The sequence below is a fragment of the Streptomyces sp. NPDC058459 genome (assembly GCF_042721685.1).
Lineage (GTDB): Bacteria > Actinomycetota > Actinomycetes > Streptomycetales > Streptomycetaceae > Streptomyces.
The window spans coordinates 14,186-26,947 of record NZ_JBHXLV010000001.1; the positions used below are offsets into that span (position 1 = coordinate 14,186).

Genomic DNA, 12,762 nt, shown 5'->3' on the forward strand with positions numbered 1-12,762 from the left:
CGGTTCCGGGACGCGTCAGCTCCCGTCCCGCAGGTCCGCGGGCCAGGTGGGCCGGAACTCCAGGTGGTCGTAGGTCACCACGCAGCCCTCCCCGATCGGTGACTGGGTCATGAAGCCGATCAGGGCGGCGCCGGTCTCCTTCTCGTCGCCGAGGGTGAAGAGGCGGACGAAGGTCCAGCGTTCGCCGTCGCGGGAGGCGTGGAAGGCCAGGGCGCGGCCGGTGCGGCTCACCCGGAGCCAGACGGAACTACCGGGCACGGTGGCGGAGTTGGCTTCGTCGGAGTGACCTCGGGTGACCACCGTGCAGATGGTGGGCACGTCCGGGGAGTTCTCCAGGCAGAGCTTGGCCCAGGCCCGGTCGCCGACATGGACGTAGAGAACCCCGGCGTCGAAGGCGGCGTTGAAGCCGACCGTGACACGGGCGATCAGCTGGAAGTCGCCCTCGGGCGAGCCGAGCAGCCGGGGCGCGTCGGCGGCCGGGTCCAGCGCCTCCCCGGTCGGCGTGACGAACCGGTCCTGCCGGGGCCCGGCCCAGCCGGTGAGCACCCCCTTCTCGTACGACCAGTGCCCGCCGGGGCCGTATGTCCGCAGGGGGAAGGGTAGCTCGGGAAGCTGTATGTCCATCGGACGATTCTCGCAGCCTGTCCGGGTCGGCGTTCGAGCAGTCCGTCGTGGCGCCGGGGCAGCCGCAGCGGGTTGTCGTCGCGCGGCTCGGACGGCACCAGCACCGGGCCGGGCTTGACGCGGAACTGGTTCCCCCCGGTCCAGGCCGCGCCGCAGGGACTCGGCCGGCGGCTCGTTCGATATCCTGAACGCCGTCTCTGATGGTGAATGAGCTGCTCGGAGGCTATCTGCCGGGAGCCTGGTGCATCCAGGGCTCCGCGGCTTCCGGGCGGCGGCCTAGTGAAGGGTCCAGCGGCGATGACGGCAGCCGAGACGGGCGGCGGGGCGCAGGTCAAGTCCGCGGTGCGGACGGTGGAGTTGCTGGAGCACTTCGCGGGGCGGCCCGGCATGCACTCCCTGGCGGACGTGCGGGAGGCCGTCGGCTACCCCAAGTCCAGTCTGTACATGCTGCTGCGCACGCTGGTGGAGCTGGGCTGGGTGGAGACGGACGCGACCGGCACGCGGTACGGCATCGGGGTACGGGCGCTGCTGGCCGGCACCTCCTACCTCGACGGCGACGAGGTGGTCGCGGCGGCCCGGCCCGCGCTGGACCGGCTCGCGGACGACACCACGGAGACCGTCCACCTGGCCCGGCTGGACGGCACCAGCGTGGTCTGCCTGGCCACCCGCCGGTCCCGGCACCACCTGCGCCCCTTCACCCGCGTCGGCCGCCGGCTGCCCGCCCACTCGACCTCGCTGGGCAAGGCGCTGCTCGCCACGCACACCGACGACCAGGTCCGGGCCCTGCTCCCCGAGAAGCTGCCCTCGCTCACCGAGCACACGGTGACCGACCGGGAGGCACTGATCGAGGAACTGCACCGGGTCCGTGAGCAGGGTCACGCCGAGGACCGCGAGGAGAACACCCTCGGCCTGCGCTGCTTCGGGGTCGCCGTGCCGTACCGCACCCCGGCCCGCGACGCGGTGAGCTGCTCGGTCCCGGTGGCCCGGCTGACCCGGGCGCACGAGCAGCTGATCAAGGACGCGCTGCTGGACGCGCGGGACCGGCTGACGCGGGCGACCCGGCGGCTGTGAGCGGGCCGCGACCACCCCGGACCGGCGGCACCGCAGGCGCGCACCCGCGTCACCGAAGATCTGAACATGTGATGAGAACAGGCGCAGGTCGGGAACGGAACCGCCCTTCCCGGTCGTCTACCCCTGCGCCATGAACAAGACGATCAGGCGCGCCGCCGTCCTCTCCCTGCTGCTCGTGCTCGCGCTGCTGCTCCGGGCGACCTGGGTGCAGTTCTACGACGGCAAGGCCCTCGCGGACGCCGACGACAACCGCCGGAACGCCATCGGCACGTACTCCCGCCCGCTCGGCGACATCATCGTGGCCGGGAAGCCGGTCACCGGCTCGGCCCGCACCGAGCACGGCGACCTCGCGTACCGGCGTACGTACACGGACGGCCCGCTGTACGCGGCGGTGACCGGCTACGCCTCGCAGGCGTACGCGCCCACCCAGCTGGAGGGCGTCTACGGCGACCTGCTCAACGGCACGGACCCAAGGCTGCGGACCGCGATGGACACTGTCACCGGGCGGCGGGCCGATCCGGGCGACGTGATCACCACGATCGACCCCGCCGTGCAGCGCGCCGGCTACAGGGCGCTGGGCGGCAACACCGGCGGGGCCGTGGCGATCGACCCGAAGACCGGCAAGATCCTCGCCATGGTCTCCACGCCGTCCTACGACCCCTCGGCGCTGACCGCGGCGAACACGGCGGGGACGGCCTGGCAGCGGCTCACCACCGACAAGGAGAAGCCGCTCGTCAACCGGGCGATGCGCCAGCCGCTGCCGCCCGGCTCGACGTTCAAGCTGGTCGTGGCCGCGGCCGCGCTGGAGGACGGGCTCTACACGGACGTGGACCAGCGCACCGACAGCCCCGCCCCCTACACCCCGCCGGGCACCACGCGCGAGCTGCCGAACGAGAACACGGCGGCGCCCTGCGCGAACGCCTCGCTCCGGGTGGCCCTGCGGTACTCCTGCAACAACGTCTTCGGCAAGCTGGCCGTCGACCTCGGCCAGGACAAGGTGCGGGCCATGGCCGAGAAGTTCGGCTTCGACGACGACAAGCTGGACATCCCGGTGCGGGCCTACACCAGCGTGTACCCGTCCGGCATGGACAAGGCGCTGACCGCGCTGTCGGGCATCGGGCAGTACGACGTCACCGCCACCCCGCTCCAGCTGGCCATGGTGTCCGCCGCCCTGGCGAACGGCGGTGAGCTGGTGGCGCCGCACATGGTGTCGCGGCTCACCACCGGCGACGGCGAGGTGTTGCGGGACTTCGGGGACGCGGGCCGCGAGCGGGTCGTCAGCACCCGTACCGCCGAGCAGCTCCGGTCCGCGATGCGGACGGTGGTCAGGGACGGCACCGGCCGCAACGCGCTCATCGACGGGGTCACGGTCGGCGGGAAGACCGGCACCGCCCAGCACGGCCCGAACAACAGCGAGACGCCGTACGCCTGGTTCACCGCGTACGGGAAGTCGGACGGCACGGGCCGGGAGGTCGCGGTGGCGGTGATGGTCGAGCAGTCCGGCGCGGCCCGCTCGGAGGTCAGCGGCAACGGCCTGGCGGCGCCGGTGGCCAGGGCGATGACGGCGGCGGCGCTCAAGCAGGGCTGAGCGCCGCCGGATCGTCAGGCTTCGACGGGACGCGTCAGGAGACGAAGTACGTCGGGTTGGGCAGCTTGTACGTGCGGTCGGCGTAGCCGCCGTCCAGGTCGGAGTACTGGTCGCCGAAGTTGGCGATGATCTCGTACCCGAGATCCTGCTCGATGTGCTTGCGGGTGCCCGACTTGTACTGGACGGTGGTGCAGGTCCAGGCGCCCGGCGTGGCGCAGGAGGCCAGGTAGGCGGGCGGGTTGGCCTTGTCCTTGAGGAACATGTGGCCGGCGTCCAGGTTGACGTCGGCGCCGACCTTCTTCAGGTTCTCCACCGCGCCGGCGCGCTGGGCCTCGCTGAGACCGGAGTTGTAGAACACCGCGACGCCCTTGGAGGTGGCGTACCGCACCAGCTCGGGGCTGCCGAACACCTCGGGGCGGTCGGCACGGTTCACGTACTCGTTCCAGGTGGCGGAGTCGTACGTGTAGTTGGTGCGCTTCTCGTAGTCGAGGCTGAGCAGCAGGGTGTCGTCGATGTCGAAGACGACGGCCGGCTTCTCGCCCCGGTGGTGTGCCTTGCGGGCCGCCCTGTCGATGTACCGCTTGGCGCCGGCGTCGATCCGCGCCAGGTCCGTGGCGTACGGGCTGGTCGGCGACGCCTGGTACTTGCCCGCGCTGTCGGCGGTGGTGCCGTAGTAGGTGTCGATGTCCTTCACCAGGAGCCCGATGTTGTACGGCTCATGGGTGGAGTTCGCCGTCGACTGCCCGGCGGTGGCCGCACCGGCGCCGTACAGGGCGCCACCGGCGAGCGCACAGGCGGCGGTGGCGGCCGCGATTCGCAGTGATTTACGCATGACAGGTGTTCTACGCGCGTCATCGTCTCCACGGGACGGACGTTGCAGGATCGAGATCAAGCCAGGCCCTGCCGGGCGGGCGGGTCGGACTCGGGGGGCCCGGGGTGAGGCGGACCCTGGACACCGTGAGCCACCGTCGGAGCGGTCGGGGCCGTCCGCACCACCCCTCGTCCACCAGCCGATTGACCGCATTCCACAACCCGCTCGACCCACCCGCACCCCCTCTCCAGCCTCACCGAGCGTGTGAACGCCCCTCTGTCCGACCAGCGAGGAGACCCGCGATGCCCACCCCCCGCACGATCCTGCTCACCGGCGCCGCCGGCGGCCTCGGCACCCTGATGCGCTCCCTGCTGCCGGCCCACGGCCACACCCTCCGCCTCCTGGACGCCCGGCCGGTCCCGGGCGCCCCGGACGCCATCACCGCGGACCTCGCCGACCTGGACGCGCTGCGCGAGGCGGTACGCGGCACGGACGCGGTGCTGCATCTGGCGGGCATCTCCCTGGAAGCCCCCTTCGAGAAGATCCTGAAGTCGAACATCGAGGGCACGTACCACCTCTACGAGGCCGCTCGTCTCGAAGGCGTCCCCCGCGTGGTCTTCGCCTCCTCCAACCACGCGGTCGGCCACACCCCCGTCCCGGGCCCGAACGGCCGGCCCATCCCGGTCGGCGTCCCGCACCGCCCCGACACCTTCTACGGCCTCTCCAAGTGCTTCGGCGAGGATCTGGCCCAGCTGTACTGGGACCGCCACGGCGTGGAGACCGTGTCCGTACGCATCGGCTCCTGCTTCCCGGAGCCGACCAGCGTGCGCATGCTCTCGATCTGGCTGAGCCCCGCCGACGCCGCCCGCCTCTTCCACGCGGCCCTGACCGCCGAGGGCGTGGGACACACCGTCGTCCACGGCTCCTCCGCCAACACCCGACTGTGGTGGGACCTCAGCTCCGCGCGGGCCCTCGGCTACCGCCCCGAGGACGACTCCGAGCCGTACGCGGAGAGGCTCATCGCCGAACAGGGTGAGCTGGACCCCGCCGACCCGGCCCAGGACCGTCTCGGCGGCCACTTCCTCACCGACCCGCCGATCTGGCCGTACTGAACAGGCCACCAGGGTCGACAAGGCGGACCCGGAGGCCGAAAACGATCGCTCAGGACCGCGAGCGGGCACCGAACGGGCCCGCTCGCGGTCATGTACGGGCATCCGCGCCGCCCGCTCCCACCCCGCACTTCACTGCCACGCAGGTCCGGGGCGGGCGCAACAGGATGTGATCGGGCACACACGGGCAGAATCGGGCACCGAACAGACCTGTTCAGCGCAGCATGTCCGTTGTAGAACTTCCCCCAGGGCCCGAACGGGCATCCCAGCGGGTATCTCGATGACGAGAGCGGGTGACGACATGAACACCAGGACGGCCGAGGAACGTCAGCGCGAGATCGTGCGTGCGGCGCGGGCCACCGGTTCCGTCGACGTCACCGCGCTAGCCGACGAGCTGGGCGTGGCCAAGGAGACCATCCGGCGCGATCTGCGCGCGCTGGAGGACCACGGGCTGGTCCGCCGCACCCACGGCGGCGCCTACCCGGTGGAGAGCGCCGCCTTCGAGACCACGCTCGCCTTCCGCGCCACCAGCCACGTACCCGAGAAGCGCAGGATCGCGGCCGCCGCGGCCGAGCTGCTCGGGGACGCGGAGACGGTCTTCGTCGACGAGGGCTTCACCCCCCAGCTCATCGCCGAGGCCCTGCCCACCGGCCGGGCACTGACCGTGGTGACCGCCTCCCTGCCCGTCGCGGGCGCTCTCGCGGAGGCCGAGAACGTGTCGGTCCTGCTGCTGGGGGGCCGGGTCCGGGCGGGCACACTCGCCACCGTCGACCACTGGACGACCAAGATGCTGGCCGGCTTCGTGGTGGACCTCGCCTACCTCGGCGCCAACGGCATCTCCCGCGAACACGGTCTGACCACGCCCGACCCCGCCGTCAGCGAGGTCAAGGCGCAGGCCATCCGGGCCGCCCGGCGCACGGTCTTCGCCGGGGTGCACACCAAGTTCGGAGCCGTCAGCTTCTGCCGGTTCGCCGAGATCGGCGCGGTGGACACGATCGTCACGAGCACCCAGCTCCCGGTGGCCGAGGCCCACCGCTACTCCCTCCTGGGGCCGCAGGTCATCAGGGTCTGACCCCGGGCCGGCCCCGCACCGCCGCCCCCGCACACCACCCGCACCACCCACACCACCCGGCCGTCCGCCGCGCCCGCGGCGAGCCGCACGGCCATCCCGGCACACCCCACGCACCACCCACACCACCCGCACCAGCCGCACCAGCCGCACCAGCCGCACCAGCCGAGCCGCCCGTACCACCGACCGTCCGTCTTCCGGGACCGACAAGCGATCAGGAGTACCTTTCATGCCAACCCAGAGCCGACGTACGTCACGCGTCCTCCTCGCCGCCTGCGCGGCGGGAGCACTCGCCACTCCCCTCCTCACCGGCTGCGCGGGAGCGGGCGGCGCGGGCGGCGGTGGATCGGCGAGCCACTCCATCAACGTCCTGATGGTGAACAACCCGCAGATGGTGGAGCTGCAGAAGCTCACCGCCGCCAACTTCACCAAGAAGACCGGCATCAAGGTGAACTTCACCGTCCTGCCGGAGAACGACGTCAGAGACAAGATCAGCCAGGACTTCGCCAACCAGGCCGGCCAGTACGACGTCGCCACCCTCAGCAACTACGAGATCCCGATCTACGCCAAGAACGGCTGGCTCCACCCCGTGGACAGCTACGTCAAGAGCGACACCGCCTTCGACCAGAAGGACATCCTCGCCCCGATGACGCAGGCGCTGACCGGCGCGGACGGCAAGCTCTACGGCGAGCCCTTCTACGGCGAGTCCTCCTTCCTGATGTACCGCAAGGACATCCTCGCGAAGAAGGGCCTGAAGATGCCGGCCCACCCCACCTGGCAGCAGGTGGCCGACATCGCCGCCGAGACGGACGGCGCCGAGCCCGGGATGAAGGGCGTCTGTCTGCGCGGACTGCCCGGCTGGGGCGAGGTGATCGCCCCGCTGAGCACGGTGGTCAACACCTTCGGCGGCACCTGGTTCGACAAGGACTGGAAGGCCCGGCTCGACTCCCCCGAGTTCAAGAAGGCCACGCAGTTCTACGTGGACCTGGTGCGCAAGCACGGTGAGTCGGGCGCCGCGCAGTCCGGCTACGCCGAGTGCCTGAACAACATGACCCAGAGCAAGACGGCCATGTGGTACGACGCCACGGCGGGCGCCGGCTCGCTGGAGGCCGCCGGCTCCCCGGTCAAGGGCAAGATCGGCTACGTGTCGGCCCCGGTCGACAGGACCAGGAGCTCCGGCTGGCTCTACACCTGGGCGTGGGGCATCCAGAAGGCGTCCAAGCAGCCCGACGACGCCTGGAAGTTCATCTCGTGGGCGTCTGGCAAGGGCTACGAGAACCTCGTCGGCAAGACCGCGGGCTGGTCGAACGTGCCCGCCGGCAAGCGTGCGTCCACCTACGAGATCCCGGACTACAACAAGGAGGCGGGCGCCTTCGCGGACGTCACCAGGGACGCCATAGCGAGCGCCGAGCCGCAGAACCCGGGCGTGCAGCCCCGGCCCGCGCCCGGCATCCAGTTCGTGGGCATCCCCGAGTTCACCGACCTGGGCACCAAGGTCGCCCAGGAGATCAGCACCGCCATCGCGGGCCGTCAGTCCGTGGACAGCGCGCTGAAGAAGTCGCAGTCGTACGCCGAGGCCGTCGGCAAGAAGTACCAGAAGTAAGAAGCACGAGGATCATGACCGTGACTACATCGGCCCCCGTCGCCGCCGCCACCGCGCGGCGGGCGGCCGGGCCCTCGAACCGCATGCGCGGCTGGGCCACCCGCGCCCCGCTGCTGCCCGCCCTGATCTTCATGATCGTCGTCACGCAGCTGCCGTTCGTGGCGACCCTGGTGATCTCGTTCTTCAACTGGAACGCGCTCTACCCGGACGACCGCCACTTCACCGGCCTGTCCAACTACGCCGACGTCCTCAGCACGTCCGAGCTGCGCCAGTCGGTGTGGACGACCGTCGTGCTGACCGTCTCCGTGGTGCTGGTCAGCCTGGTGCTCGGGCTGGTCCTGGCGCTGCTGCTGAACCGCCGTTTCCGGGGCCGGGGAGCCGTGCGCACCATGCTCATCGCGCCCTTCCTGCTGGTGCCGGTCGCGTCCGCCCTGCTCTGGAAGCACGTGCTGTTCAACCCGGAGTACGGCCTCTTCAACGGCGTCCTGCACTGGCTCGGCGGAAGCGGCGCGCCGCAGCCGGACTGGATCTCCGAGATGCCGCTCGCGGCGGTCGCCGCCTCCCTGGTGTGGCAGTGGACGCCATTCATGATGCTGATCCTGCTGGCGGGGTTGCAGAGCCGCGACTCGCAGCTGATCGAGGCGGCGGGGATGGACGGCGCGAACGGCTGGCAGGTGTTCGTCCACATCACGCTCCCGCATCTGCGCCGCTACCTCGAACTGGGCGTGCTGCTCGGATCGATCTACATCGTGCAGAACTTCGACGCGGTGTTCACCATCACCTCCGGCGGCCTGGGCACCGCGAACCTGCCGTACACCGTCTACCAGACCTTCTATCAGGCGCACGAGAACGGCCTGGCGTCCGCTGCCGGTGTCCTCGTCGTCATCGGCTCGATCGTCATCGCGACCTTCGCCCTGCGCGTCGTGTCGTCCCTGTTCCGTGAGGAGGCCACCCGCGCATGACGACCTCCGTCACCGCTCCCGCGCGCCGGACCCGCTCCGGCCCCGGCGCCAAGGGCGCCGCCCTGTCCGTGGTCGCCTGGCTGGCCGGGCTGCTGTTCGTCCTGCCTCTGCTGTGGATGACGCTCACGTCCTTCCACTCCGAGGCGGACGCCGCGACCAACCCGCCCTCCCTCGCCGCCTCGCTCACCCTGGACAGCTACCGGGACTTCTTCGGCGTGGCCGGCGGGGCGAGTCCCTGGCCCGCGCTGATCAACTCGACGATGGCGTCCGTGGTGTCCACCGTGCTGACGCTGGTGCTGGCGCTGCCGGCCGCGTACGCGCTGTCCATCCGCCCGGTGAGGAAGTGGACCGACGTCCTGTTCTTCTTCCTGTCCACCAAGATGCTGCCGGCCGTGGCGGGCCTGCTGCCGATCTACCTCTTCGCCAAGGACACCGGGCTGCTGGACAACATCTGGGCGCTGATCGTGCTCTACACGTCCATGAACCTGCCGATCGCGGTGTGGATGATGCAGTCCTTCCTCTCCGAGGTACCGGTCGCGATCATCGAGGCGGCGCAGATCGACGGGGCCAGGCTGCCCACGGTGCTGGGCCGCGTGGTGGCGCCGATCGCCCTTCCGGGCATCGCGGCCACCGCCCTGATCTGCTTCATCTTCAGCTGGAACGAGCTGATGTTCGCCCGCGTGCTGACCGGTGTGGTCGCGCAGACCGCCCCGGTCTTCCTGACCAGTTTCATCACCAGCCAGGGCCTGTTCCTGGCCAAGGTGTGCGCCGCGTCGCTCGTCGTCTCCCTGCCGGTGCTCGCCGCAGGTTTCGCCGCCCAGGACAAGCTGGTCCAGGGCCTGTCGCTTGGAGCCGTGAAATGAAGGCCGCCGTCATCGAGTCCGTGGGCCGGGCCGTCGTCACTGAGGTCCCCGACCCGACCCCCGGTCCGCGCGACGTGGTCGTGGAGGTTGCCGCGTGCGGGATCTGCGGTACCGATCTGCACATCCTCCAGGGCGAGTTCGCGCCCACGCTGCCGATCGTGCCGGGTCATGAGTTCGCGGGTCAGGTCGTCGGGATCGGCAGCCAGGTCACCGAGGTCGCGGTCGGCGACCAGGTCGCGGTGGACCCGTCCCTGTACTGCCACGAGTGCCGCTTCTGCCGCGACGGCCACAACAACATGTGCGAACGCTGGGCCGCGATCGGCGTGACCACGGCCGGCGGCGCCGCCCAGTACGCGGTCGCGCCCGTGGCCAACTGCGTGAAGCTGCCCGACCACGTACGCCCCCAGGACGCGGCTCTCATCGAGCCGCTGTCCTGCGCGGTACGCGGCTACGACATCCTCAACTCCCGCCTCGGCGCGCACGTCCTGATCTACGGCTCCGGCACCATGGGCCTGATGATGCTGGAGCTGGCCAAGCGCACCGGCGCGGCGAGCGTCGACATGGTCGACATCAACCCGGCCCGGCTGGAGACCGCCAAACTGCTCGGCGTCTCGGGTTCGGCGGCGAACGCGGACGAGCTGGACCGGCCGCAGGGCTGGGAGATCGTGATCGACGCGACCGGCAACGCGGCGGCCATCCAGGACGGCCTGGGCCGGGTGGCGAAGGCGGGCACCTACCTTCAGTTCGGCGTGGCCGACTACGCGACGCGGGTGACGATCGACCCGTACCGCATCTACAACCAGGAGATCACCATCACCGGCTCCATGGCGGTGCTGCACAGCTACGAGCGGGCGGCGGAGCTGTTCGCGAACGGCGTGCTGGACCCGGACGTCTTCATCAGCGACCGGATCGCGCTGGAGAACTACCCGCAGGCGCTGGAGCAGTTCGCGGCGGGCGTCGGCCGGAAGATCGTCGTGACGCCCTGAGGGGGCTTCATCGGCGGGGTCCTGTAGGCGGGGTCCTGCCTGCGGGGTTCTGTAGGCGGGGTCAGTCCTGTAGGCGGGGTCTTGTTGGCGGGTACTGCCGACGTGGGGGCGAGCGCCGGAGTGCTCGCCCCCCGCGTCGGCGGTCGGCGTGCACCGGGCCGGGTGTCCGGTTCGCCCGCCGCGCCCGGCGCCGGCGCCTGCCCCGCGTCGCTCCTGCCCGGCCCCGCCCCCGGGGCGCATCCGTGCTTCGCGGCGCTCCTGACCCGAACGGGGGTCTCGGCGCCGGGTAAGGGAACGGCAAAGTGATGTCGTTCGTTCACCCGGCATGACCGCAATGACCCCTGGCTCCAACGTCCCGCTTCCGGCCGCCCGTGTGACGGTGGACGTGGCCGCACCGGTGCGGCTCGACGTGTCGGGCCTGCTGCTCACCGCCGACGGCAAGGTGCGCTCCGACGACGACTTCATCTTCTACAACCAGCCGTCCGGGCCCGGCGTGACCTACCGCTCGGGCGGTGGCTCCGCGCCGGACTCGATCACGGTCGACACCGGCGCGGTGCCGCCGGACATCGAGAAGATCGTCGTCACCGCGAGCCCGGACGCGGCGGGCCAGACCTTCCAGGGCATCGAGCCGACGGCCACCATCCGCGACACGGACGGCGGCTCGGTCGTGGCCTCCTTCACCCCGCCCGGCCTCGGCGCCGAGACGGCTCTGGTGGTCGTGGAGATCTACCGGCGCAACGGCCAGTGGAAGGCCCGCGCGGTGGGCCAGGGGTATGCGAACGGCCTGGCGGGCATCGCCACGGACTTCGGGGTGACGGTGGAGGAACCGGCCCAGCCGGCGCCGCCGCAGCCTGTGGCCGCGCCCCCCGTCCCCCAGACGCCCCCGGCTCCGGCTCCCGGCGCGGGCAAGATCAACCTGGACAAGGGCCGGGTGAACCTCCAGAAGAACCAGACGGCGTCCCTGGTCAAGGGCGGAGCCCCGCTCCTCTCCCGCGTCCAGATGGGCCTCGGCTGGGAGCCGGCCTACCGGGGCAAGGACATCGACCTGGACGCCTCGGTCATCGCCTACGGCCCCCAGCGCAACGCCGTCGACAGCTGCTACTTCGGCAAGCTGTCCATCCTGGGCGGCGCGATCAAGCACTCCGGCGACAACCTCACCGGCGAGGGCGGCGGAGACGACGAGGTCATCACGGTCGACCTCGGCCGCATCCCGCAGGAGGTCACGGGCCTGGTCTTCACCGTGAACTCCTTCTCCGGCCAGAAGTTCACCGAGGTCGCCAAGGCGTACTGCCGCCTCATCGACCCCACCTCGGGCGAAGAACTGGCCCGCTTCGACCTGACCTCCGCCGAACCCCAGACCGGCGTCCTGATGGCGAAGCTCATCCGCCAGTACTCGGGCGAGTGGGACATGACGGCCCTCGGCGACTTCGTGAAGGCCCGCACGGTGAGGAACATGGTGAAGCCGGGGGCACAGGCACTCTGACGAGCGTTCCGGACGAGGACGCGCGGCCGGGGTTCACCTCGGGGACCCCGGCCGACTCACTCGTCCGGGGCCAGCACCCGGTAGCGAGCCAGCAGGTCCGCCGTGGTCTCCGCGTCCGCTGCCAGCAGGGGTGCCCGCACCGGCCCCGCCGGCAGGTCGAGGGCGCTCAGGAGGGCCTTCGCCGTCACCGTGCCCGGGAGATCTGAGGCCGTCATCGCCTCGATCAACGGCACTACCCGGGACTGGAGTTCAGCCGCACGAGCCGTGTCCCCCGCATCGAACGCCGCCAGGATTCCCGCCACCTCCCCCGGCACCACATTGGCGACCGTACTCACGCAGCCCGCCTCGATCAGCTCCCGCTTCTCCGTGTCCGTGGTGGTGGGCGACTCGCCGGTGGTGCCGTTCAGGACCAGCCCGTCGCAGCCGGCGGCCACGAGACGGGCCGCCAGGCGGGCCGCCCCGTCCAGGTCGAGCGTGCCGGCCGACGTGAACGGGGTGACCATCGCGCAGAGTGTGCGGCCGAGGGGTGCATTCCGATGCCTCATGGTCGTAGTCTCGGCATCGCAACCATGAAGCTCCACTTAAATCTTCTA

Annotated in this window: 12 protein-coding genes; 9 read left to right on the plus strand and 3 right to left on the minus strand. The window is 71.0% G+C overall.

The features are described 5' to 3' along the window. Nucleotides 1-15 precede the first annotated feature (15 nt). Entirely contained in the window at nucleotides 16-624 is a 609-nt protein-coding gene (locus ACFWN1_RS00085) for a DUF1349 domain-containing protein (protein ID WP_384356317.1), read from the minus strand. Nucleotides 625-921: 297 nt separating this feature from the next. Between ACFWN1_RS00085 and ACFWN1_RS00090 the strand changes: the two genes are divergently transcribed. Both ACFWN1_RS00090 and ACFWN1_RS00095 read left to right on the plus strand, forming a co-directional pair. Then, nucleotides 922-1,695 carry an IclR family transcriptional regulator gene (locus ACFWN1_RS00090; RefSeq protein ID WP_384356320.1) on the plus strand — a complete coding sequence of 258 codons (774 nt, stop codon included), beginning with the start codon at nucleotides 922-924 and terminating at the stop codon, nucleotides 1,693-1,695. 130 nt (nucleotides 1,696-1,825) lie between these two features. Beyond that, nucleotides 1,826-3,283, plus strand: a complete 1,458-nt coding sequence (locus ACFWN1_RS00095; protein WP_384356323.1) for a peptidoglycan D,D-transpeptidase FtsI family protein — start codon at nucleotides 1,826-1,828, stop codon at nucleotides 3,281-3,283. Between the two features lie 34 nt (nucleotides 3,284-3,317). Here ACFWN1_RS00095 and ACFWN1_RS00100 read toward each other — a convergent pair whose 3' ends face one another. Next, nucleotides 3,318-4,115 carry an HAD family acid phosphatase gene (locus ACFWN1_RS00100; protein WP_384356326.1) on the minus strand — a complete coding sequence of 266 codons (798 nt, stop codon included), beginning with the start codon at nucleotides 4,113-4,115 and terminating at the stop codon, nucleotides 3,318-3,320. 281 nt (nucleotides 4,116-4,396) lie between these two features. Here ACFWN1_RS00100 and ACFWN1_RS00105 point away from each other — a divergent pair, with 281 nt between their 5' ends. From ACFWN1_RS00105 to ACFWN1_RS00135, 7 genes are all read left to right on the plus strand, one after another. Then, nucleotides 4,397-5,206: an NAD-dependent epimerase/dehydratase family protein gene (locus ACFWN1_RS00105; RefSeq protein ID WP_384356329.1), complete on the plus strand. Its 810-nt coding sequence runs from the start codon at nucleotides 4,397-4,399 to the stop codon at nucleotides 5,204-5,206. A 298-nt stretch (nucleotides 5,207-5,504) separates the two neighbouring features. Further along, a complete protein-coding gene (locus ACFWN1_RS00110; protein ID WP_384356332.1) occupies nucleotides 5,505-6,275 on the plus strand; it encodes a DeoR/GlpR family DNA-binding transcription regulator in 771 nt (256 codons plus the stop codon). 226 nt (nucleotides 6,276-6,501) lie between these two features. Next, a complete protein-coding gene (locus tag ACFWN1_RS00115; protein ID WP_384356335.1) occupies nucleotides 6,502-7,875 on the plus strand; it encodes an ABC transporter substrate-binding protein in 1,374 nt (457 codons plus the stop codon). A 14-nt stretch (nucleotides 7,876-7,889) separates the two neighbouring features. Then, the gene (locus tag ACFWN1_RS00120; RefSeq protein WP_384356338.1) at nucleotides 7,890-8,837 is read left to right on the plus strand and encodes a carbohydrate ABC transporter permease; all 948 of its coding nucleotides are present in this window, start codon (nucleotides 7,890-7,892) and stop codon (nucleotides 8,835-8,837) included. Then, nucleotides 8,834-9,700: a carbohydrate ABC transporter permease gene (locus ACFWN1_RS00125; RefSeq protein WP_384356341.1), complete on the plus strand. Its 867-nt coding sequence runs from the start codon at nucleotides 8,834-8,836 to the stop codon at nucleotides 9,698-9,700. The genes ACFWN1_RS00120 and ACFWN1_RS00125 overlap by 4 nt, the downstream gene beginning before the upstream one ends. Beyond that, nucleotides 9,697-10,686 (plus strand): zinc-dependent alcohol dehydrogenase family protein, encoded by a 990-nt coding sequence (locus tag ACFWN1_RS00130; protein WP_384356344.1) that lies wholly within the window; start codon nucleotides 9,697-9,699, stop codon nucleotides 10,684-10,686. The genes ACFWN1_RS00125 and ACFWN1_RS00130 overlap by 4 nt, the downstream gene beginning before the upstream one ends. A 334-nt stretch (nucleotides 10,687-11,020) precedes the next feature. Continuing rightward, a complete protein-coding gene (locus ACFWN1_RS00135; protein ID WP_384356590.1) occupies nucleotides 11,021-12,169 on the plus strand; it encodes a TerD family protein in 1,149 nt (382 codons plus the stop codon). Between the two features lie 56 nt (nucleotides 12,170-12,225). Here ACFWN1_RS00135 and ACFWN1_RS00140 read toward each other — a convergent pair whose 3' ends face one another. Further along, nucleotides 12,226-12,714, minus strand: a complete 489-nt coding sequence (locus ACFWN1_RS00140) for a dihydrodipicolinate synthase family protein (RefSeq protein ID WP_384356347.1) — start codon at nucleotides 12,712-12,714, stop codon at nucleotides 12,226-12,228. Between the last annotated feature and the right edge of the window lie 48 nt (nucleotides 12,715-12,762).

Bases quoted from the DNA above. Each gene is read 5' to 3' on its own strand.
- ACFWN1_RS00090 (WP_384356320.1), top strand. From the start codon at position 922: ATGACGGCAGCCGAGACGGGCGGCGGGGCGCAGGTCAAGTCCGCGGTG.
- ACFWN1_RS00135 (WP_384356590.1), top strand. From the start codon at position 11,021: ATGACCCCTGGCTCCAACGTCCCGCTTCCGGCCGCCCGTGTGACGGTG.
- ACFWN1_RS00100 (WP_384356326.1), bottom strand. From the start codon at position 4,115: ATGCGTAAATCACTGCGAATCGCGGCCGCCACCGCCGCCTGTGCGCTC.
- ACFWN1_RS00125 (WP_384356341.1), top strand. From the start codon at position 8,834: ATGACGACCTCCGTCACCGCTCCCGCGCGCCGGACCCGCTCCGGCCCC.
- ACFWN1_RS00130 (WP_384356344.1), top strand. From the start codon at position 9,697: ATGAAGGCCGCCGTCATCGAGTCCGTGGGCCGGGCCGTCGTCACTGAG.
- ACFWN1_RS00110 (WP_384356332.1), top strand. From the start codon at position 5,505: ATGAACACCAGGACGGCCGAGGAACGTCAGCGCGAGATCGTGCGTGCG.
- ACFWN1_RS00115 (WP_384356335.1), top strand. From the start codon at position 6,502: ATGCCAACCCAGAGCCGACGTACGTCACGCGTCCTCCTCGCCGCCTGC.
- ACFWN1_RS00120 (WP_384356338.1), top strand. From the start codon at position 7,890: ATGACCGTGACTACATCGGCCCCCGTCGCCGCCGCCACCGCGCGGCGG.
- ACFWN1_RS00085 (WP_384356317.1), bottom strand. From the start codon at position 624: ATGGACATACAGCTTCCCGAGCTACCCTTCCCCCTGCGGACATACGGC.
- ACFWN1_RS00095 (WP_384356323.1), top strand. From the start codon at position 1,826: ATGAACAAGACGATCAGGCGCGCCGCCGTCCTCTCCCTGCTGCTCGTG.
- ACFWN1_RS00140 (WP_384356347.1), bottom strand. From the start codon at position 12,714: ATGAGGCATCGGAATGCACCCCTCGGCCGCACACTCTGCGCGATGGTC.
- ACFWN1_RS00105 (WP_384356329.1), top strand. From the start codon at position 4,397: ATGCCCACCCCCCGCACGATCCTGCTCACCGGCGCCGCCGGCGGCCTC.